Here is a 21,600-nt window from a genome sequence, read left to right as displayed (position 1 = left end):
CCACCTCTTACTTCAACATAGTGTAAGATTAGCGGGAAAGTCCCGCCAATCTGTTGTTTATCCAATTGCTTTTGAAATTGCCTCTAATACACGATCTGCTTGAAACGGCTTAACGATAAAATCTTTTGCCCCTGCTTGAATGGCATCAATCACCATTGCCTGCTGTCCCATCGCTGAACACATGATCACCTTGGCATCACTTTTTATGTTTTTAATTTCTTTTAAGGCCGTAATTCCATCCATTTCAGGCATCGTAATATCCATTGTGACAAGATCTGGTGCATGCTCTTTAAATAACTCCACAGCCTGCTGGCCATCTGCCGCTTCCGCTACTACTTCATATCCATTTTTCGTTAAAATATCTTTAATCATCATGCGCATGAATGCAGCATCATCTACAATTAAAATTCGGTTTCCCATCTCTACTCCTCCTAAAAATCATTACTTTAGTTTGTTAATACGGTCTCTTTGACTAATAATATCAGTTACGCGAACGCCAAAATTCTCGTCAATGACGACCACTTCACCTTTTGCAATTAATTTGCTATTAATCAAGATATCTACCGGTTCGCCTGCTAGTTTATCAAGTTCAATGATTGCACCAGAAGATAATGCTAAAATCTCTTGAACCGTTCGCTTAGTCCTTCCAAGCTCCACGGTAACTTGAAGCGGGATATCAAGCAGCATGTCTAAATTTCGTGAATCCCCTTGAGGAGAAGACACGTGCTCGAACTCTGAAAACGATGCGGGCTGAACATCAACTGGTACATGAACAGGTTCTGCCTGCTGTGTTTCTTCATGCTGTATGTATTCAGCTGCTGGCTGTTCTGTTTGCTTTTCATTAAGACCTGATTCTTTTTCAATAGAAGCTGCCGTACCTTCTGCGCTTGGAACTAAGAGCTCTTCCACCAAACTTTTGGCAAAAGATATCGATAAAAGCTGCATAATATTCGAATCGATTAATGTGCCTACCTTCAAATTAAAAGAGACTTTTACAAAGACGTCATCTTGGGGAATCAGCTCTGTACCTTCTCCTTTTTGAATATTTAAAATATCTAAGCTCGGCGGAGAGATATCAATTTTCTTTTGAAATACCGTAGACATAGACGTCGCTGCAGAACCCATCATTTGATTCATCGCTTCCTGCACTGCACTCAGCTTAATTTCATCCATGATTTCCGTTGGATTCTCACCCGTTCCACCAAGCATCAAATCTGAAATAACAGCTGCATCTTCATGTTTAATAACTAACAAATTCGTACCAGAAAAACCTTCTGTATACTGAACTTGCACAGCGACATGAGGATTTGGAAATTCATCCGTCAGCTCTTCTTTATATACGAGCGATACAAACGGTGTGGTAATATCGACTTTTTGATTCAATAAAGCCGACAGCGCTGTTGCTGAACTGCCAAACGAAATATTTCCAATTTCGCCAAGCGCGTCTTTTTCCATTTCCGTAAAGTAATCGTCTACTTGACTTGACTTATTCGGCTCTGAAAACTCGTCAAGTGAAGAAGTTCCTTTTAACAACGCATCAATTTCATCTTGCGAAAGCATGTCATCGTTCATTCCTTTCGTTCCTCCTCTTAACACCATCTAGAATTTGCACAGCGACTTTCCGACTGACTTTTCCAGGCTGTGCAATAAATTTAGGTTGTTCTCCGACGTAAATAGTTAACGGATTATGAACGCTTGTTTGCAGTCGAATAACATCTCCCGCATCTAATGCTAGGAAATCTTCAATGGAAATATCCGCTTTTCCTAGCTCGGCTACAACCTGCAATTCCGCATCATTAATTTGTTCCTTTAGCTGCTCAACCTCTTGTACGTTAGGTTCTTTTTTCGAAGATTGCATCCAGTAATGAACGGACAGTTTGGACACAATCGGCTCAAGCGTCACGTGCGGAATACATAGATTGATCATGCCCGTTTCATCTCCAATTTGTACGTTTAATGAAATGACGATGACAATTTCATTTGGTGAAATTACCTGCAAAAACTGAGGATTCACTTCAAACTCTGATGTTTCAGGTTCAATTTCCGCAATAGAACTCCAAGCTTCTCTCATACTGTCTAACGTTTTCTCTAACAAGTTTCGAACCAAGCTCGTTTCAATCTCCGTTAAGTTACTAATTTTCCCACCGCTCTCGCCTTGTCCCCCGAGCAAGCGGTCAAGCATCGCATAGGCAATGTTCGGATTGACTTCCATAATGATATGCCCTTCTAAAGGAGGGACGGCTATCACGTTTAAGATGGTTACTTTCGGAACAGAGCGAATGAACTCCTCATACGGAATTTGATCCACTGATACAACGGACACTTGTACAACGTTACGAAGCTGCGCCGAAAAGACGTTAATTAACATGCGCGCATAATTTTCATGAATTCGCGTCAAACTGCGAATCTGATCTTTCGAAAAACGCAGGGCGCGTTTAAAATCATATGTACGAATACGCTGTTTTTTATTTTCCTTTTTTAACTCATCCGCATCCATCTCTCCGGTTGATAACGCGGATAATAGGGCATCAATTTCATTTTGTGATAATACATCCCCAGCCACTAGCTTCCCTCCCTTTTTCTTTACTGCAACACTTTAGACGTTGTATAAATTTTAACAACATGTCCGTTTTCCATTAATTGATCAATTTGCTTTGCAATATCTGTTTCTAACGTACTGAGCCCTTGCGTTCCTTCAAAATCTTGAGCACTCATATCGGAGAGCCGTTTGATAATAATGTCTCTTACTTGAAAGTCTCTTTTTTGAAGCTCTGCTGCCGCTTTTTTACTATCCATTTGAATTTTAAAGGAGATGCTGATGTAGTTATTGCTTTTTAAATTGGTTTTGATATCCGTTACATCCACAGAAGCTTTAATCACATCGTCGATAGATGGACCTTTTTCGGTACTTGCCTGCTCCGTATACTTTAACGTCACAATAACCGCAATGCTTCCTATTAAAGTAAGAGAAAGCAGGATAATAATCATCTTACTAATTAGCTTATTTTTGAACACACTTTATTCCTCCGTCGTTTGCTGCAACCCTAATACGTTAATTCGCTGATAATAACTCGTCACTTTCTCATTCACTTCTTCAACTGAATCCTTTACCACTAGCTTTTTGTTATTTGTTAGCGTAATAGTTGTATCTGGAAATGCCTCAACCTGCTCGATGTAAAGAGCATTTAACGTAAATGTTTTGCCGTTTAGCCTCGTTAAAGTGATCATAATCAACCGGAGTAATACCTACTCCTTCCTCCCGCCTATCGTTTTAGATTCACTAATTCTTGCAGTATTTCATCGGATGTTGTGATAATTCTTGTATTCGCTTGAAATCCGCGCTGTGCAACAATCATGTCCGTGAATTCCTCCGATAAATCAACGTTGGACATTTCAAGGGCGCTTGAGACGAGCGTTCCTGTACCGCTATTTCCAGGAGTAATGTTTGCAGGAGTTGTAACTAGCCCCGCATTTGGAGTATCTGCAAACAAGTTTCCTCCTACTTTTTGAAGTCCTTCATTGTTAGCAAACTTCGCAAGTTTAATAGTACCTGCAACTCTCGATACACCAGTATTGTCTATATAATTCACTGAGCCATCCGAGCCAATTCCATAGCTTTGACTATTTGGAGGAATAACGATTTTCTGATTGGTCGAACTTTGCAAATAAAGGCCACTCCCTGTTACCAAGGCTCCATTTCTATCTAAATAAAAGTTTCCCGCCCTCGTATACATGGGGTTTGTGACCGTTCCATTGTTTTGTGTACCACTATTTCCGACAATAAAATACCCATCCCCAGAAATAGCTAAATCAAGCGGCCGTCCCGTTGACTGAATACTCCCTGCCGTTTGAACTGTATCAACCGTGCCAATTTGTGAACCTAACCCAACTTGTTTAGCGTTAACACCTCCACGGTTAGCTCCCGGTGCCGTCGCTCCTGCTACCTGCTGACTTACTAAATCTTGAAACGTTGTACGTCCTTTTTTATAGCCGTATGTATTAACATTGGCAATGTTATTTCCTAGGACATCTAATTTAGTTTGAAAATTTTTCATGCCGCTGATTCCTGAATACATCGAACGTAACATAAAATCACTCCTTAAATTTGGTTGGTTAACTGCTTACTTCTAAGATATCGTTTAGCGAAAGTACCGTATGATTTTCATCGTTGATCGTAAACGATATCTCATTGTTTTTGACGGATGCTGTTGAAATGACTCCTTGCTTTTTATTTCCTTCTTCATCTAACCATGCAGCGGTTTTACCAATTAATTCGCTTCCTTTTAAAATAGGAGAAGCCTGAGACTGCGTTACAAACGTATTGAGCGATGTGCTCATATTTGTCATTTGTTCAAGGGATGAAAACTGAGCCATTTGAGCAATAAAGTCTTTGTCTTCCATTGGATTCATTGGATCTTGATTTTGAAGCTGAGCAATCAAAAGCTTCAAAAAGTCATCTTTGCCAAGCGAGCTGTTTCCCGTTTGCTTCACTTGTGTTTCCCTATTGCTTAGATACAAGTCAGACGTAATTTCATTTGTCATTGTTATCACCTATACGTTGTAGTTAATAAGCGCTGCTTCAAAAGAAGACAAAAATGAAGCCCCTTCTTCCAAGTGTTGTGAATCTTGATCTTCCTCTTCGTTTCTAAACAGCTCTTTTTCCTGTCTTTCTTTTTGCTGGTCGTTTTCATTGTTATACGACATCGCTTGTTCTGACAGTAGCACATCGATTTTATCAATTGATACATGCTGAGACGCGAGACCGTGCCGCAAAGTTGAAAGATTGGAGTCCAATAACTCTTTTGTTTTTGCTGACGATACGACAATTCGCGCAACCGTTTCGCTGTCTTTCTGAAGCATTTCAATTGAAATCGCACCTAGCTGTTTGGGAAATAACTTAATGAGAAGCTTGGATGTTCCCTCTTCGGCACTAAACGAAGCTTTACTCCATACTTTCTCAAGCTCGTTTACCAAATTGCTAGACTGCTGATAGTCAGATTTTGCTTGCCCTAGATAAATAGAGAACTGCTGAAGCTTAGGCATTTCTCCACTTCCAAAGGATGATGGCTGATTCTCTACTGGCGCCCCGGTTGTGTGTGTACCTGCCGAACTTTCGCTATTTTCCAAAAAGCTATTGGTATCTATACTTCCGCTGGGTACAACCACATCTTTTTTCCATGGAAGCTGATTAAAAAACGGTACTTTTTCTTCTTTAGGAAAAGCAGTCATATTTTTCACAGAACTTTCTGAAGCTGTATGAACAGCGTCCACATCCCCTTGTTCAACCGATACATGATGAGACCCGAGAGCTTGCCGTAATCTGAAAAGATTGGCATCTAACAGCTCTTTTGTTTTCGCTGACATTACCACAACCTGCGCAATCGTTTCATCGTCTTGTTGAAGCACTTCAATTGATATTGTCTCTAGCTTCTTTGGAAATAGCTGAATGGAAAGCTTGGATACTCCCTCTTCAGAACCACTCGAAGCTTTACTCCATATTTTCTCCAGCTTGTTTACCAGATCGCTAGACTGTTCATAATCTGATTTCGCTTTCCCTAAATCAATAGAAAACTGCGGCCTTTTTTCTTCTTTACCAAAAGCAGTCATATCTGTTACTGAACTTTTTGGAGCTGCTTGAACAGTAGCCACATCCACTTCATCAACGGATACATGCTGAGACGTGAGAGCTTGTCGTAAACTGAAAAGGTTGGCATTTAACAGCTCTTTTGTTTTCGCTGACGATACAGCTACTTGTGCAACCGTTTCATTGTCTTGTTGAAGCACTTCAATTGAAATCGTCCCTAGCTGCTCTGGAAACAATTTAATGGAAAGCTTGGATGCTCCTTCTTCAGTACTGATCGAAGCTTTACTCCATATTTTTTGCAGCTCATTTACCAGATCGTCAGACTGTTGATGATCAGAGTTTGCTTGCCCTAGATCAATAGAAAACTCTTGGATCTTAAGCATTTCTCCAGCTCCAAAAGCTGATGGGTTATTTTTTAACTTCAACCCGGCTGTTTTAGCAGTGAAAGAACTTTCACTATCTATACTTGGGTTACCTAAAACCAAATCTTTTTTCCATGGAAGCTGATTAAATAGCGGCCCTTTTTCTTCTTTACGAACAGCGCTCATATCTTTTAGAGAATTTTTTGAAGTTGAATGAACAACGGCGAAAAAACCAGCTGAGCGCTTTTCATGTAAGGTATCGGTTAATACACGTGGTTGTTTATGAATTTTCTCTATTTTTTCAACAGCAGCTTTCCGCAAGCCTTGAAGCTGCGAATCTGAAATCTTCACTGACTGTAGCTGCGGTTTTTGTAGTTTTTCCATCAGCTGAGCAAACTCTGTTTGAAACGCAGACGACGTGTTTTTGCATATAGTCAACAAGCTAGAAATAGAAGACAAATATTGTTCTTGACTGTCTGTTTTAGATGAAACAGGTTCGTGCTGCATTTCTGTTAACACGTGCTGCAGCTTTAGAAGCGGCTGTTCCAAATCTAGACTACTTGGAATACTACTAATCATCTCGGCTAGATGTTCGTATAAGACAGACGGTTCATCTCCTTCATCTTCTGTTTCGCTTAACTGAATCGCCATTAACCCGACCGCGTTAAAGACGTCTTGATTTATCGCTTGTTCATTCAATGATTTCTCCCGGCTCGCTAAAGGTTGCGCATTTAGCTGCTGAAGCTGTTGAACGATTTCTTCAAAAAAACCCTGAGTCTGACTAGCAGCTACTTTTTCATCGCAGTTTACCTTTGATGCAGCTGCTGGACGTAGTGAAATTTCCACTTTTTTCACCTCTGCTTTTATTCATCAATCTGATCTGTTAGCAATGTCGTATAGCGGGCAGCTACTTTCGGATCCATTTTTTCTAAGATTGCCGTTCTTGTACTTGCTTTGAACTGCTTAAGCATCGCGACCGCTTTGTCTTCTTTTAATTCGGCAAAGATGAGCGCTGCATTTTTAGGAGACATGTTTTCATAGGTAGCAATGACATCTTTTTTTGCCAGCTGATTTTTTTTTTGTTTTTTCGCTTCATTGTCGGCTTTTTCTTCCATATCGCGCATTTCAATTTTTAGTTCATCCATTTGACGGTCTTTTGTAGTGATTGTTTTCTCATAAGCTGCGATTTGCTTTTCTTTTGCGCTCAGCTTCTTTTGAAGACTTTCAACCTGCTTTTGTATCTCTTCATTGCTTTCTTGAATATTTTCATTTTTTTGTGACTGCTCACTTGATACAAATGGAATGGCGTGTGTAACAGCAGAAACCTTATCATTTATATTGACGCCTAAAAGTGTCAGGACAATGTAAGCTGCCAAGATGAGGAACACCGCTGGAATAAAGATTAAAAATAAAAACACCTGGCTTTTACTGTAAGATTTCCCATCTTCATAGTTTTCTTCTTCGTACTCTTCTCTTAATTCTTTTCGTTTAGCCATGTTTTTCACCTAATTTCTATGCAGCATGTACTGCTGTAAAGACAGCTCATCCATTTGCTTCGCTTCTAATTGTTTTTCCGCTGTTATATAAGAATCGTAGTCTTTCTTTTTTAATTTTTCATACTTCTTTACTTCTATATTCTTTTCTTCTAGCTTCAGTTTCTTTAAGTTCATTTGCTGTCTGGCAAACATGACCTCTTGTTGCAGCCTTTCAATCACTCGTTCGGCACTTGTTAAAAACTGCTGAAATGATGTAATTTCTAAAATAGAAAGCCCCTGCTTCATTTTGCCCGTATGCTGTTCAATCAGCGTTTCTTTTTCTTTTAACTTTTTATAAAGCTTTTCACCCGCTGTTTCAAACTGCTGTAGGGACTGATTATATTGAGATAGCAGTTCATCTTTTTCATTTGACTTAATTGCCATTATTTTAGATAACCTAAATTCATATGCCATATTTACTCACCTTTCACAAACAGTTCACAGAGCTTTGTTACACTTGTTTCAAACGATGGATGTTCGTTCGTTTTTTGCTTTAAAAATGCCTCAATGACAGGATGATAGTGGATTGCCTCATCAATGTAAGCAGAAGATCCTCTTTTGTAGGCACCTATGTTAATTAAGTCTTCAGAATTAGCGTAGGTAGCCATTAATGAACGCAGTTTTTCAGCTGCTTCTTTATGCCGTTCACTTACGATATGGTTCATCACGCGACTAACGCTTTTTAAGACATTGATGGCCGGATATTGACCTTTATTGGCAAGCTCCCTGTCTAGTACAATATGTCCGTCTATAATGCCTCGCACCGTATCCGAAATAGGTTCGTTCATATCATCACCGTCTACTAATACAGTGTAAAAAGCGGTAATAGATCCATGTTGATTAGTCCCTGTACGTTCAAGCAGCCTTGGCAAGCTAGCAAAAACAGATGGTGTATAACCTTTGGTAGTCGGAGGTTCACCTACGGCTAATCCAATTTCTCTCTGAGCCATTGCTACACGGGTAACAGAATCCATCATCATCATGACGCTCAGCCCCTCATCTCGAAAGTATTCAGCAATAGAAGTAGCTGTATATGCTGCTTTCGTTCGAAGTAGAGCAGGCTGATCCGAGGTAGCAACTACTACAACGGAGCGCTTTAACCCTTCCTCTCCAAGATCTCGTTCAATAAATTCTCTAACTTCTCTTCCTCGCTCGCCTACAAGGGCAATGACATTGATATCTGCTTTTGTATTACGAGCAATCATCCCAAGCAGCGTACTTTTCCCAACACCGCTTCCTGCAAAAATACCTATGCGCTGCCCTCGGCCTACGGTTAACAAACTATCAATCGTCCGTACACCTACTTCAATAGGCTGTTCAATAGGCGGGCGCTCTAAAGGATTAGGGGGGTCTTGATCGGTTAAAACAAAAGGCAAATAATGAGAAAGTTCAGACCCATCTAAAGGGTTGCCTAACGAATCAAGCACTTGACCTATTAACTCTTTCCCCACGCTTACCTGCAGAGGTTTTTCTGTTGTTTCCACTAGGCAGCCAGGTCCGATATATCGAACAGACGTATAAGGCATTAAAACGACGTGCTCACCGTTAAAACCAACAACTTCTGCACAAATTTTATCTCCTCGTTCACTGAGATGAATAAAACAAACATCTCCTATTGACGTTCTAGGTCCTTTAGATTCAATCATCATTCCTACTACTCGGCTGACTTTCCCGTACCGTTTAAAAGAAGATGTGCGCGGGATTTCATGAATGAGTTGTGTGACTTTCATGTTTACTCCCCTCTAACAAACGTTCTTTTAATTTTTTCTTCATTTCCATTAACTGACTATCAAAAGAAGCAACAAGACGCCCATAAGAGGAATCGATGACACAATCCATTTCCTGAAGATTTTCATCTGCATAAATAAACAGCCCGGTTTCTCCGTTTAATAAATCGAACAGTTCTCGTTTATGTTCACATACATATGCATATTTTTTGGGAGAAACAAAAAGCTGGATTTCTTTATGTTCTCTAACTTCTTTTAAAGACCTTGCAACAAGTGATAAAAATGATTCATCTCTTTGAAGCTGCTCATTTAAAAGCGTTTCTGCTAGGGTGAAACCTAATTCAAAAATGACTTCTTCAGATTGATTTATATATTCGTAGTACTGATTCTTTGTTTCGTCAACAATGTTTCGCGACATGGCTAATACATGCTCATACTCTTGTTTCCCTTGAAGCAGTCCTTCTTCGTACCCTTCTTCATAGCCGCGTTTTTTTTCTTGTTGAAACAGCAGCACCTTCTCTTCTTCCCACTGCTTTTTCAAACGTTCAACTTCGTTTTGAGCTTGTTTGCGGTAAGCGTCTGCCTCGGCCTTTATCATTTCAGCTTCACTATGCGCTTGTTCAATAACGTGCTGTGCATTTTCTAGCTGAAGATGTTCTTCTGTCGGCTCATCTTGTATCGGAAAACCAAATGGAATGACTTGAATGTGCTTAGCATTTTCGTCTGAAAGTTTGTTCGTATAAGTTGATTTAATGATATTAGACAATAATATCGTCTCCTCCACCTCGAGCTAGTACAATTTCACCAGCATCTTCTAAACGTCTAATTGCAGCAACGATACGTGACTGGGCTTCCTCTACATCTTTCAAACGCACAGGGCCCATAAATTCCATTTCTTCTTTAAACGTTTCCACCATACGGCTAGACATATTTTTAAAAATAATAGATTTCACTTCTTCACTTGCTACTTTTAAGCTCAACAATAAATCATCATTTTCTACATCTCGTATCACACGCTGAATAGAACGGTTATCGAGCGTTACGATATCCTCAAATACAAACATTCGCTGTTTGATTTCTTCTGCTAATGCCGGATCTTGAATTTCAAGCGTATCAATAATAATTTTTTCAGTCGCTCGGTCCACTCCATTTAATACTTCAACTACTGCTTCTAAACCACCTGTTTGAGTATAGTCTTGGGTAACGGTAGCTGAAAGCTTTCTCTCTAAAATTTGCTCCACTTCATTAATGACTTCCGGAGACGTACTTCCCATCGTTGCAATCCGCCTTGCAATATCCGCTTGCCTTTCCTGAGGCAGTGATGATAAGATTTGTCCTGCCTGCGGCGGTTCTAAGTAAGATAAAATAAGGGCAATCGTCTGAGGATGCTCATGCTGAATAAAATTTAACAGCTGCATAGGATCAGCTTTTCTGGCAAAGTCAAACGGACGAACTTGCAAAGATGAAGTTAATCGATTGATAATCATCATAGCCTGCTCTGGTCCAAGTGCTTTTTCTAACACCTGTTTCGCATAGCTTACTCCTCCTTTTTCAAGGTAGTTTTGAGCAAGCGTTATTTGTTCAAACTCATGAAGCACAGCTTCTTTTAGGGAGGGCTCTACCTTTCTCACTGAAGAAATTTCAAGCGTTAGTTGCTCAATTTCATCTTCACTGAGATGTTTATAGATAGAAGCTGATACATCCGGACCGAGAGAAATCAACAAAATTGCTGCTTTTTGCTTTCCAGTTAACTCATTTTTTTGCATAGCCTTTACCATTAGCTTTCCTCCTAATCCTCACTAATCCATGTTCGTAGCAGCTTTGCAAACTCTTCCGGGTCTTGCTTCGCTAACGTTTCAAGATTGCTTTTTGTTTGCTGTTCAGCACTTAAAACAGGGGCTTTTTGTGCCGCTTCATATACTTCAAAAGTTTCATCATATTCGTCTTCATCTAAGTCTTGACGCCTTTTCCTAACCAACAGCACAATAAGAACAACAATAATAAGCAGCAGTGCTCCTCCGATTATATACATCCACAATGGAATCGAACTTGCTGTGCTGTCAGCTGTTTCTTGTCCATTAAACGGCTGAACGGAAACGGTAATCTTATCGCTGACCGCGTTATCCGAGAGAGCTTTCGTATTTGCATCTTTTGAAATAGAAGTACGGACAATTGTACCTAACATTTTTTGAACGTCTGACTCAAGTGTATCGGACACTTGTGATTTCCCTTTTGCATTGGAGGGATCTATCATTACTTGAATGCCAAGGTCTTGAATTTTGTATGGACTTTCAACGATTTCTTTATGAATTCGATTCACTTCATAATTAATACGTTCTTCGTTTTTTTCGTAGTCTCCGTCTCCACTTGCTGTGCTAGATGAGTAATTTGTTGTATCTTCTTCTCCTGTTCCAGCAACGCCTCCATCTTGAGCATTTTTACCAGAAAATGTTTCATTGATTTTTTCAGCGCTAACGGCAATTCCTTGCATATTATCTTTATCAACAGGCTCTACTAGCTTTTCTTCGCGATTTTCCTGTGTAAAATCAAGATCTGCTGTAACAGAGACCATTACTTTGTCTTGACCGACCAGTCTTCCTAGCATTTGCTGTACTTGACGCTGAATATCCCGCTCAACTTCTTTTTTCGCTTCGTTCTGCGAAGCAAATGAGCTAGAAGCTGAATCCGTTTCATTTCCTTTTAAATCAAAGTACTCAAAATATTGGTTCATAATGACGATATTATCTGTAGGAAGGTTTGGCACACTTTTGGATACTAAATGATAAAGAGATTTAATTTGCTGATCATCAAATTTATAACCAGCCTTTGTATTAAGCACAATCGATGCAGAGGCTTCTCCCTGCTTTTCATTCGCCCATACACTTTCATTGGGAAGCGTAATCATCACTTTTGCATCGTTGACTCCTTGAATGTTTTTCATTAAGTTAGCCAATTCAGTTTGCATCGCATCGAGTTTTAACACATCAAATTCATTGTCTGTCATACCAAAGCTCGCATTTTTTCCAAAAAACGAATAGTCGATACTTCCGCTATCAGGAATTCCTTGTGCAGCTAAATCAACTTTTAGCGAGTCAACGCTTTGTTCAGGCACCGAAATGGTTGTTCCGTTATCAGAGATTTCTGAAGGAACGCTTCTAGCATCAAGCTCTGCTTTGATTTGTCCTGTTTCTTGAGCTGATAGATTGCTATAAAGAGGGACAAATTTATCTTTGTTTAAGAAAACAGATGCTAAACTAATGACTAGAATAGCCGCAAGAGGAGCAGCGATAAGGGCTATTTTCTGTCCTTTTTTGCGGTTATTCCAAAAGACTTTCATCTTATCTCGATAAAGAGCTATTCTTTCATTCATGGTATTCCTCCGGTTATTACTATTTTCATTTTCTTTAATAACCGCTCAATTACATTTGCATTCTCATCATTTCCTGATAGGCTTCAACAGCTTTATTGCGTATTTCAAGAGCCGTTTGCATCGTAATACTTGCTTTTTGAGCAGTAATCATTACATCTTGGAGTTCGACATTTTCTCCTTTAGCAAGCTTTTCAGTCGCTATATCCGAAGCGCGTTGAGCATTGTTTAACTCATTGATTGAGTCTTTTAAAAACGTTGAAAACTGTTGAGTTGTTTGTCCAGTGCCAGTCGAAGCGGCTGTTTTTGCTATTGCTATTTGATTGCTGATACCATTAATCATTTTATCGCTCCTTTATTTTCCAATTTCTAACGCCTTTGTTAATATACTTTTGTTTGTATTAAAGACCGTCACGTTTGCTTCATAGGATCGAGTAGCACTAATTAAATCCGTCATTTCCTTTAAGGGATCTACGTTCGGCATCTGCACGTACCCTTGGTCATTAGCATCTGGATGCGTCGGATTATATACTAAATTAAAAGGAGTATTATCTTCTACGATATCTGTGACTTTTACACCATTGTTTTGACTTTTATTGATTTCGGAGTGTAAGAGAGACGAAAAAGAAGGCGAACGATCAGACTGCATGACAACCATTTTTCTTTTGTAAGGCTGCCACTCACCATTAACGTACGTCCCTCTTGTCGTTTCAGCATTCGCCATGTTAGATGAAACAACGTCCATCCTTAAACGATTGGCAGTTAAAGCTGAAGATGTAATATTCATATTTTGAAAAATTGTCAAACTTATTTCCCCCCTCTAATGACTGTTTGAAGAGAATTAAATTTTCCGTTTAAACGATCTACTAGCGCCTCATAGTAAATTTGATTTTCAGCCATATCCGCCATCTCTTTATCCATATCCACATTGTTTCCATTTGCTTGATAGGAAGTGTTTCCTTGCTGGGTAATCACTCGCTGGGATGAATCGGAAAATGGGATATGTTTTGAATCAGTCTGATATGCTTCTAACTCGTTATGTAATAAATCTCGAAATTCACTCGTACGCGATACTGTTTTCGATTTATAATTTGGAGTATCAACGTTTGCGATATTTTGTGCAATCGTCTGCTGCTTTTGTGACGCGTAGCTAATTCCATTTTCAATTGTTTGAAAAGTAGTTGAAAACAAACTCAATTCTTACACCTGCTTACCTATTCTATTTTTCTCAAAAATGAGACAAATTTCGACTTTAGTACCATAGAACTTATTGTAAGAAAAACTTCATGCAATGTCTATCCTTTTTTAAGAACTTTTGGACTACAAACCAAAATTTTCATTCGATTTCCAAGCATATTTTAACATCAATGCTGTACTTTAGCTCTATTTTTTAAATTTAAAATCAAAATACATACCATAAGTCCTGAACAATATGTAATAAAAGTAACGATTTGTAATCAACTAGTATCTTTTTACTATTTAAAGATTCTATAATATAATTTTTAGATTTTTATATGAAGTTTGTTAAAGATTTATAAAAATAGTGAACGAATCGTCTTAAGCCAGAGCGAACCTTTTCATACTGAGAGCATATAAAAAAAGCACACGGGCTTTGCCCGTGTGCTTTTTGGTTCATAAACTTAGTTAGATTTTAATTTTTCAAGCTCTACTAAGAATTTGTTGTTAAGAACTTTAATGTAAGTTCCTTTCATTCCTAGCGAACGTGATTCAATAACGCCAGCACTTTCTAATTTACGTAGCGCATTTACGATTACTGAACGTGTAATTCCAACGCGGTCAGCAATTTTACTTGCGACTAATAGTCCTTCATTTCCATTTAACTCTTCAAAGATGTGCTCAATAGCTTCTAACTCACTGTATGATAATGAGCTAATTGCCATTTGTACAACAGCTTTGCTACGCGCTTCTTCTTCAATCTCTTCTGCTTTTTCACGAAGAATTTCCATACCTACTACCGTTGCACCGTATTCAGCAAGGATTAAATCATCGTCTTCGAACTGACGGTCTAAACGAGATAGTACAAGCGTACCTAGACGCTCTCCGCCTCCGATAATTGGAACGATTGTTGTTAGTCCTGCATCAAATAAGTCTTTATTTTCAACTGGGAAAGCTGTATATTGACTTTCAATGTTTAAATTAGAAGATGTTTCTTGAATGTTAAATAGGCTTTGAGTATATTCTTCTGGGAACTGGCGTGCTTCTAACATATCTTTCATGCGCGCATTCTCAATTTGCTGTTTAACAGCGATTCCTAATAATTTACCGCGACGACTTACTACGAATACGTTTGATTCGATCACTTCGCAAAGTGTTTCAGCCATTTCTTTAAAGTTTACTGGTTTACCAGCTGCTTTTTGTAGCATTGCATTAATCTTTCTAGTTTTCCCTAATAAATCCATTAGTACTCTTCCTCCTGCGATTTCAGTTCTATAAAATAAATTGACTCAAATCTTTGTTTTTAGCGATTTTTTCTAATTTTTCTTCCACATACTGCGGAGTAATCACAATTTTCTCTAATGTTACTTCTGGTGCTTCAAACGATAAATCCTCTAGCAAACGTTCTAAAATCGTATGAAGCCTTCTTGCACCAATATTGTCTGTATCTTGATTTACCTGATATGCAATTTCTGCAATCTTACGTATAGCATCGTCAGAAAATTCAATTTGTATACCTTCAGTTTCCAATAATGCCGCATATTGCTTTAATAACGCATTATCTGGCTCTACTAAAATGTTTGTAAAATCTTCAACGGTTAGCTTCGTTAATTCAACGCGAATTGGGAATCGACCTTGCAATTCTGGAATTAAATCCGACGGTTTTGATACATGGAAAGCACCAGCTGCTACAAATAAAACATGATCAGTTTTGACTGCGCCATATTTGGTAACAATCGTTGACCCTTCTACAATTGGTAAAATATCTCGCTGCACGCCTTCACGTGAAACATCAGCGGAAGATGAATTACCACTTTTTTGAGCAATTTTATCAATTTCGTCAATGAAAATAATTCCGTATTGTTCTGCACGATTCACAGCTTCTTGCGTCACTTCATCCATATCAATCAATTTTTGCGCTTCTTCATTTGTTAATACTTTTCGTGCATCTTTAACAGTAAGTTTGCGCTTTTTTTGTTTTTTAGGCATAAAATTGCTTAAGGCATCCTGCATGTTCATGCCCATTTGTTCCATACCCGAACCTTGTAACATATCAAACATAGAAGGCTGTTGCTCTTCTACTTCAATTGTGACATAATGATTTTCAAGCTCTCCTAGAGCAAGCTGATGAGCAATCTGCTTGCGCTTCGTTGCAATATTCGTTTCCTCATCTTGATCAGGATCCGCATCGCTTGACTGTGTACCGTTTGAAAAAATCATTTCAAACGGATTTTTAAACGATTGCTGCTTCTTTTTGCTTGGAACAAGAAGCTCCACTATCCGCTTGTTTGCATTTTCTTCTGCACGATCACGCACGCCGTTCATTTTTTCTTCTTTCACAAGTCGAACTGACGTTTCCACTAAATCACGAACCATTGATTCCACATCGCGTCCTACATATCCAACTTCCGTAAATTTTGTTGCCTCAACCTTAATAAAAGGTGCACCGACAAGCTTAGCTAAGCGGCGTGCAATCTCGGTTTTACCCACACCTGTAGGACCAATCATTAAAATGTTTTTCGGCACAACTTCATCACGTAAAGATTCGTCTAGCAGACCGCGGCGATAGCGATTTCGCAGCGCAACAGCGACCGCTTTCTTTGCCTTCGTTTGACCAATAATATACTGATCGAGCTTTTCTACAATTTGTCGAGGTGTTAAATGAGAATTCATAAAAAAATCCCCTTTCCTACAGTTCTTCTACAATAATATGATCATTTGTATAAACACATATCTCACTTGCTACATCTAAAGCTGCTTTTGCAATTTCTTTAGCTGTTAAATGTTCGCCTGCATGTTGTTTTAATGCACGTCCCGCTGATAAAGCATAATTTCCGCCTGATCCAATTGCTAAAATGCCGTCGTCCGGTTCAATAACTTCACCCGTTCCTGATACTAACAGTAAGTTATCTTTGTTCATAACAATAAGCATTGCTTCTAACTTTCGCAATACTTTGTCACTTCTCCATTGTTTAGCAAGCTCCACGGCTGCACGCTGAAGATTTCCGTTATACTCTTCAAGCTTCGTTTCAAATAATTCAAAAAGAGTGAATGCATCAGCTACTGAACCTGCAAAGCCGGCAAGAACTTGCCCTTGAAATAGACGTCTTACTTTTCGAGCAGTATGTTTCATCACAACAGCATTTCCAAACGTTACTTGTCCGTCCCCAGACATGGCACATTGACCGTTATGCTGAACTGCAAAAATCGTAGTAGCATGGAAAGTAGACAAATTAACTCCTCCTTTTATGCGCGAGGATGGTGATTCATATAAACTGCCTTTAAACGATCCTTCGTCACATGTGTGTATATTTGAGTGGTTGATAAATGTTCATGACCTAGCATTTCTTGAACTGTACGTAAATCTGCCCCTTCATTTAACATATGAGTCGCAAAAGTATGCCGCAAAACGTGTGGACTAATATGTATATTCTCAGCGGTTTTCTTTACTAACTGATCAATGACTAAGCGTATGCCTCGGTCTGTCAACGGTGTCCCCTTATAATTTAAAAAGAGCGAATGAGTATCAGAAGGAGCCTTTTTTAAAAGAAGCTTTCTTCCATTATCTATATATACTCTAAGAGCGTCCTTGGCATAACAGCCAAATGGCACGTACCGTTGTTTTTTCCCTTTGCCATATACAAGCAAAGTTTGAAGTGAAAAATCTATATCGCTAAGCTTAATAGATGCACATTCACTCACTCGTATTCCGGTGGCATACAGCAATTCTAAGAGAGACTGATTACGCTGCCCTAACGGAGTTGTTAAGTCATTCATTTGAAATAATTTCACAATCTCCTCTTCATACAGGAAGCGAGGATTTCTCTCTTCCTTTTTAGGAAGGGTAACGAGCGCAAATGGATTATCTTCTACTAATTCTTCTCTATTTAAGTAACGATAAAACGTTCTCAAACAAGAAATTTTGCGTGACATCGATCTTTTTGAATACTGCTTTTCGTATAGGCGTGTTAAAAACAGCCTTGCATCAGCATATGTAACACTTTGTAGGTTTTGTATTTGCTCTTCCTGCATAAAAGACATGAAGATACCTATGTCTTTTTCATAGCAGTCAACTGTATATTTTGAATAATTTTTCTCAATTTGTAAATATTCTAGAAAGGAATTTAATACATCTTTAACAAATTCCAATGTTATCACCTCACAAGGGCTACTAAATATTATCACAATTAAGTAGCCCTTGCAAACAATTTTGATTATTTTGTTGTAAAATTCTGAATAGTTTCCAATGCTCGTTTAGCCAGCGTTTCATTTCTTTCTTGTTTGTTTTTGATTCGCACTTCCAATTCTTTGAATAAGCCAAAGTTGGCATTCATCGGCTGGAAGTTTTTGGCGTTTGTATGTGTGATATAGTGAGCCATACTGCCAATCGCTGTTTCCTGCGGCAATACAACCAATTCTTCACCAAGCACGAGTCGAGCCGCGTTCATTCCTGCCATTAGTCCGCTCGCAGCTGATTCTACATATCCTTCTACTCCCGTCATTTGTCCAGCAAAGAATAAGTCATCACGCTCGCGATATTGATACGTAGGCTTTAACAATTTAGGAGAATTAATAAACGTATTTCTATGCATAACTCCGTAGCGTACTACTTCTGCATTTTCTAAACCTGGGATTAAGCTTAATACTTCTTTTTGTGCTCCCCATTTTAAATGTGTTTGGAAACCTACAATATTATATAGTGTACCTGCTGCATCATCTTGACGAAGCTGAACAACTGCATAAGGTCGCTTTCCTGTTTTCGGATCTTCTAACCCAACTGGTTTCATTGGTCCAAAGAGCATTGTTTTTTCTCCGCGTGAAGCCATTACTTCAATTGGCATACATCCTTCAAAATAAATTTCCTTCTCAAATTCTTTTAAAGGAACCGTTTCTGCATTGATTAATGCTTCGTGAAAGCGCTGGAATTCTTCTTTTGTCATCGGACAGTTTAAATAGGCAGCTTCCCCTTTGTCATAGCGAGATTTAAGATATACTTTATCCATATCAATGCTGTCTTTTTCAATAATAGGTGCAGCCGCATCGTAAAAATATAAATAATCTTCACTTGTTAACGCGCGCAGCTGTTCCGATAAATCTTTTGACGTTAGCGGACCTGTTGCAATAACAGTTGGTCCCTGTGGAATTTCCGTAATCTCTTCATTAACAACCGTTACGTTCGGATGGTTTTTAACGCTTTCCGTCACACGAGAGGCAAATTCGTGACGATCAACAGCCAGTGCTCCACCTGCTGGAACCGCACACTCGTCTGCTGAACGAATAATGACAGAGTCTAATAATCGCATTTCTTCTTTTAGCACACCCACTGCATTTGTTAATGTATTCGCACGCAGTGAATTACTACATACTAATTCAGCAAATTTGTCCGTATGATGAGCAGGTGTTTGCTTTACTGGTCTCATCTCATAAAGACGGACTTTCAAACCGCGCTTTGCGATTTGCCAAGCTGCTTCACTTCCAGCAAGACCTGCTCCAATAACATTAATTACTTGTTCATTCATTGTAAATCCTCCAACTTCATTTCTATCTTTTCTATCATTTTACTTATTCATTCACTTGTCTTTTCCTTTTTTAACGGGACAAAGAAAATGCGACATTACTCAATGTCGCTAATAACGTTTCCATTTTAGCACATGAAGCAATGTCGCCGCATCTTATATAACTGCTATTTTTAAATTTAAAGTGTGGGAATTCATCCCATTCTCTTTTACTGCTGAGCTTCCTCTTTATAATCACAACTTGTACAGACCACTTGAGTTCCTTTTTTCTGTTTCTTCTCTACAAGCAGATTTTCACATTTCGGACATTTTCTTGCAATCGGTTTATCCCAAGATACGAAGTCACAGCCCGGGAATCGATCACAGCCATAAAATGTACGCTTTTTCTTCGATTTTCGCTCAACGATATTTCCTTCTTCACATTTCGGACACTTTACGCCAATCTCTTTTACAATTGGCTTCGTGTTGCGACAGTCAGGGAAATTAGAGCATGCCATAAATTTTCCGTAGCGTCCCATTTTGTATACCATAGGTGAACCGCATTCTTCACAGTCTTCTCCGGCAGGTTCATCTTTAATCTCCACTTCGCGCATTTCTTTTTCAGCATGTTCTAAGCGTTTTTCAAAATCACTGTAAAATTCGTCAATAACACGCACCCATTGAACATTACCATCTTCCACTTCATCCAAATCGTTTTCCATTTTAGCTGTAAACTCTACATCTAAAATTTCCGGAAAAAACTCCAATACAAGCTCTAGTACAATTTCTCCAAGTTCTGTTGGAACAAAACGCTTGTTATCGAGCGCTACGTATCCGCGCTTTTGAATCGTATCAAGTGTTGGAGCATATGTAGACGGTCGGCCAATGCCTAGCTCTTCTAATGTCTTAACTAAACGAGCTTCTGTATATCTTGGCGGCGGCTGTGTGAAGTGCTGCTTTTCATCGATGTCCTTAGAATAAGCTACTTCTCCTTCTTCTAAGTCTGGAAGAAGATTTTCTTTTTCCTCCACTTGATCATCATTGCCTTCAACATACACTTTCATAAAACCTGGAAATTTAACTTTTGAGCCGTTCGCTCTAAATGTTACGTCTCCATTTTTCAAATCTACAGCCATTGTATCCATAATGGCAGGTGCCATTTGACTAGCAACGAAGCGCTCCCATACTAACTTATACAGTCGATACTGATCACGCGATAAGAACTCTTTTACCTCTCCTGGTTTACGAAGAGCTGAAGTTGGACGAATCGCTTCGTGGGCATCTTGCGCATTTGAATTCTTCTTTTCTTTACGCTTTTCCGTCGCCACAAACTGATTTCCGTACGCGTTCGTAATGTAATCTCTAGCTTCTGTTTGAGCTGTTTCTGAAATACGAGTAGAATCGGTACGCATATACGTGATAAGACCTACTGTACCTTCTTTTCCTAAATCAATTCCTTCATATAATTGCTGCGCAATCATCATCGTTTTTTTCGCTCGGAAGTTCAGTTTCCGCGCTGCCTCTTGCTGTAATGAAGACGTGGTAAAAGAAGGAGCCGCATTACGCTTTCGCTCACGTTTTGTTACTTTAGAAATTGAAAATTCGTTTCCATCTAATTGTTTAACAATGTTGGTTACATCATCTTCATTCGATAGCTCTACTTTTTTCCCTTGATATTCGATTAACTGGCCTTCAAACTGGTCGTTCCCTTTTTGAAAAGTTGCTTTTACCGTCCAGTATTCTTCTGGGATAAACTTTGCAATTTCTTTTTCACGATCAATAATTAACCGCACTGCAATTGATTGAACCCTTCCGGCACTTAATCCTTTTTTCACTTTTTTCCACAGCAATGGACTGATATTGTAGCCAACCAGCCTGTCAAGAATACGTCGTGCTTGTTGAGCATCTACTAAATCCATATTAATTGCTCGTGGATGTTTAAAAGATTCTTTAATCGCTTCTTTTGTAATCTCGTTAAATACTACGCGGCAGTCCGATGCAATGTCTACATCCAAACTGTGCGCCAAATGCCATGCAATCGCTTCTCCTTCACGGTCTGGATCGGCTGCTAGGTAAATCTTTTTTGCTTTTTTAGCCGCTGTTTTTAGTTCTTTTAAAACCGGGCCTTTCCCGCGAATTGTAATATATTTCGGGTTGTAATCTTGTTCAATATCAATTCCCATTTGACTTTTAGGTAAATCGCGAACATGTCCCATCGATGCTTTTACTTTATATTTCTTTCCTAAATAACGTTCAATTGTTTTAGCCTTTGCAGGCGATTCTACAATTACTAGGTAGTCAGACATCTATTTGTTCCTCCTCAAGAGGTAGAATAAAATCTTCATTATTATTAA

General features: G+C 38.9%; 23 protein-coding genes. All 23 read right to left on the bottom strand.

Annotation, left to right across the window (positions count from 1 at the left end; all coding sequences use genetic code 11):
• Positions 1-57: 57 nt before the first annotated feature.
• The 23 genes from AC1VNJ_RS03640 to topA all read right to left on the bottom strand — a co-directional run bounded on the left by AC1VNJ_RS03640 (position 58) and on the right by topA (position 21,552).
• Positions 58-420: a response regulator gene (locus AC1VNJ_RS03640; RefSeq protein WP_033579786.1), complete on the bottom strand. Its 363-nt coding sequence runs from the start codon at positions 418-420 to the stop codon at positions 58-60.
• Positions 421-441: 21 nt separating this feature from the next.
• The gene (gene fliY / locus AC1VNJ_RS03635; protein ID WP_328575404.1) at positions 442-1,572 is read right to left on the bottom strand and encodes a flagellar motor switch phosphatase FliY; all 1,131 of its coding nucleotides are present in this window, start codon (positions 1,570-1,572) and stop codon (positions 442-444) included.
• A complete protein-coding gene (fliM, locus tag AC1VNJ_RS03630; RefSeq protein ID WP_482640313.1) occupies positions 1,562-2,563 on the bottom strand; it encodes a flagellar motor switch protein FliM in 1,002 nt (333 codons plus the stop codon). Before fliM ends, fliY begins: the two co-directional genes overlap by 11 nt.
• Positions 2,564-2,583: 20 nt before the next feature.
• Positions 2,584-3,015 (bottom strand): flagellar basal body-associated protein FliL, encoded by a 432-nt coding sequence (gene fliL / locus AC1VNJ_RS03625; protein ID WP_028411424.1) that lies wholly within the window; start codon positions 3,013-3,015, stop codon positions 2,584-2,586.
• A gap of 3 nt (positions 3,016-3,018) precedes the next feature.
• Positions 3,019-3,228: a flagellar FlbD family protein gene (locus tag AC1VNJ_RS03620; RefSeq protein ID WP_025750317.1), complete on the bottom strand. Its 210-nt coding sequence runs from the start codon at positions 3,226-3,228 to the stop codon at positions 3,019-3,021.
• A 35-nt stretch (positions 3,229-3,263) separates the two neighbouring features.
• The gene (gene flgG / locus AC1VNJ_RS03615) at positions 3,264-4,088 is read right to left on the bottom strand and encodes a flagellar basal body rod protein FlgG (protein WP_014458441.1); all 825 of its coding nucleotides are present in this window, start codon (positions 4,086-4,088) and stop codon (positions 3,264-3,266) included.
• Positions 4,089-4,113: 25 nt separating this feature from the next.
• A complete protein-coding gene (gene flgD / locus AC1VNJ_RS03610) occupies positions 4,114-4,542 on the bottom strand; it encodes a flagellar hook assembly protein FlgD (RefSeq protein WP_063248582.1) in 429 nt (142 codons plus the stop codon).
• A gap of 9 nt (positions 4,543-4,551) precedes the next feature.
• Entirely contained in the window at positions 4,552-6,792 is a 2,241-nt protein-coding gene (locus AC1VNJ_RS03605) for a flagellar hook-length control protein FliK (RefSeq protein WP_482640312.1), read from the bottom strand.
• A 17-nt stretch (positions 6,793-6,809) separates the two neighbouring features.
• On the bottom strand, positions 6,810-7,442 hold the full coding sequence (locus tag AC1VNJ_RS03600) for a MotE family protein (RefSeq protein ID WP_482640311.1): 633 nt from the start codon (positions 7,440-7,442) through the stop codon (positions 6,810-6,812).
• A 9-nt stretch (positions 7,443-7,451) separates the two neighbouring features.
• A complete protein-coding gene (gene fliJ / locus AC1VNJ_RS03595) occupies positions 7,452-7,895 on the bottom strand; it encodes a flagellar export protein FliJ (RefSeq protein WP_028411429.1) in 444 nt (147 codons plus the stop codon).
• A 2-nt stretch (positions 7,896-7,897) separates the two neighbouring features.
• Positions 7,898-9,211, bottom strand: a complete 1,314-nt coding sequence (gene fliI, locus AC1VNJ_RS03590; protein ID WP_482640310.1) for a flagellar protein export ATPase FliI — start codon at positions 9,209-9,211, stop codon at positions 7,898-7,900.
• On the bottom strand, positions 9,186-9,974 hold the full coding sequence (gene fliH, locus AC1VNJ_RS03585; protein WP_482640309.1) for a flagellar assembly protein FliH: 789 nt from the start codon (positions 9,972-9,974) through the stop codon (positions 9,186-9,188). Before fliH ends, fliI begins: the two co-directional genes overlap by 26 nt.
• Positions 9,967-10,986 (bottom strand): flagellar motor switch protein FliG, encoded by a 1,020-nt coding sequence (fliG, locus tag AC1VNJ_RS03580; RefSeq protein ID WP_025750326.1) that lies wholly within the window; start codon positions 10,984-10,986, stop codon positions 9,967-9,969. The genes fliH and fliG overlap by 8 nt, the downstream gene beginning before the upstream one ends.
• 11 nt (positions 10,987-10,997) lie before the next feature.
• Positions 10,998-12,578, bottom strand: coding sequence for a flagellar basal-body MS-ring/collar protein FliF (gene fliF / locus AC1VNJ_RS03575; RefSeq protein WP_482640308.1), 1,581 nt, complete (start codon positions 12,576-12,578; stop codon positions 10,998-11,000).
• Positions 12,579-12,627: 49 nt separating this feature from the next.
• On the bottom strand, positions 12,628-12,918 hold the full coding sequence (gene fliE, locus AC1VNJ_RS03570; protein ID WP_028411433.1) for a flagellar hook-basal body complex protein FliE: 291 nt from the start codon (positions 12,916-12,918) through the stop codon (positions 12,628-12,630).
• Between the two features lie 12 nt (positions 12,919-12,930).
• Positions 12,931-13,380 carry a flagellar basal body rod protein FlgC gene (flgC, locus tag AC1VNJ_RS03565; protein WP_014458431.1) on the bottom strand — a complete coding sequence of 150 codons (450 nt, stop codon included), beginning with the start codon at positions 13,378-13,380 and terminating at the stop codon, positions 12,931-12,933.
• Between the two features lie 2 nt (positions 13,381-13,382).
• Positions 13,383-13,772 carry a flagellar basal body rod protein FlgB gene (flgB, locus tag AC1VNJ_RS03560; protein ID WP_028411435.1) on the bottom strand — a complete coding sequence of 130 codons (390 nt, stop codon included), beginning with the start codon at positions 13,770-13,772 and terminating at the stop codon, positions 13,383-13,385.
• Between the two features lie 443 nt (positions 13,773-14,215).
• Entirely contained in the window at positions 14,216-14,995 is a 780-nt protein-coding gene (codY, locus tag AC1VNJ_RS03555; RefSeq protein ID WP_013058882.1) for a GTP-sensing pleiotropic transcriptional regulator CodY, read from the bottom strand.
• Between the two features lie 28 nt (positions 14,996-15,023).
• Positions 15,024-16,424 (bottom strand): HslU--HslV peptidase ATPase subunit, encoded by a 1,401-nt coding sequence (hslU, locus tag AC1VNJ_RS03550; protein ID WP_482640307.1) that lies wholly within the window; start codon positions 16,422-16,424, stop codon positions 15,024-15,026.
• A gap of 16 nt (positions 16,425-16,440) precedes the next feature.
• The gene (gene hslV, locus AC1VNJ_RS03545) at positions 16,441-16,983 is read right to left on the bottom strand and encodes an ATP-dependent protease subunit HslV (protein ID WP_013058884.1); all 543 of its coding nucleotides are present in this window, start codon (positions 16,981-16,983) and stop codon (positions 16,441-16,443) included.
• A gap of 14 nt (positions 16,984-16,997) precedes the next feature.
• Complete coding sequence (xerC, locus tag AC1VNJ_RS03540) at positions 16,998-17,900, bottom strand: tyrosine recombinase XerC (protein WP_014458427.1); 903 nt, start codon at positions 17,898-17,900, stop codon at positions 16,998-17,000.
• A 65-nt stretch (positions 17,901-17,965) separates the two neighbouring features.
• The gene (gene trmFO / locus AC1VNJ_RS03535) at positions 17,966-19,270 is read right to left on the bottom strand and encodes an FADH(2)-oxidizing methylenetetrahydrofolate--tRNA-(uracil(54)-C(5))-methyltransferase TrmFO (protein WP_028411436.1); all 1,305 of its coding nucleotides are present in this window, start codon (positions 19,268-19,270) and stop codon (positions 17,966-17,968) included.
• Positions 19,271-19,476: 206 nt separating this feature from the next.
• Positions 19,477-21,552, bottom strand: a complete 2,076-nt coding sequence (gene topA, locus AC1VNJ_RS03530; RefSeq protein WP_028411437.1) for a type I DNA topoisomerase — start codon at positions 21,550-21,552, stop codon at positions 19,477-19,479.
• Positions 21,553-21,600 lie beyond the last annotated feature (48 nt).

The organism is Priestia sp. 3CA3 (assembly GCF_056836725.1).
This window is presented reverse-complemented; position numbering and strand designations above follow the sequence as displayed.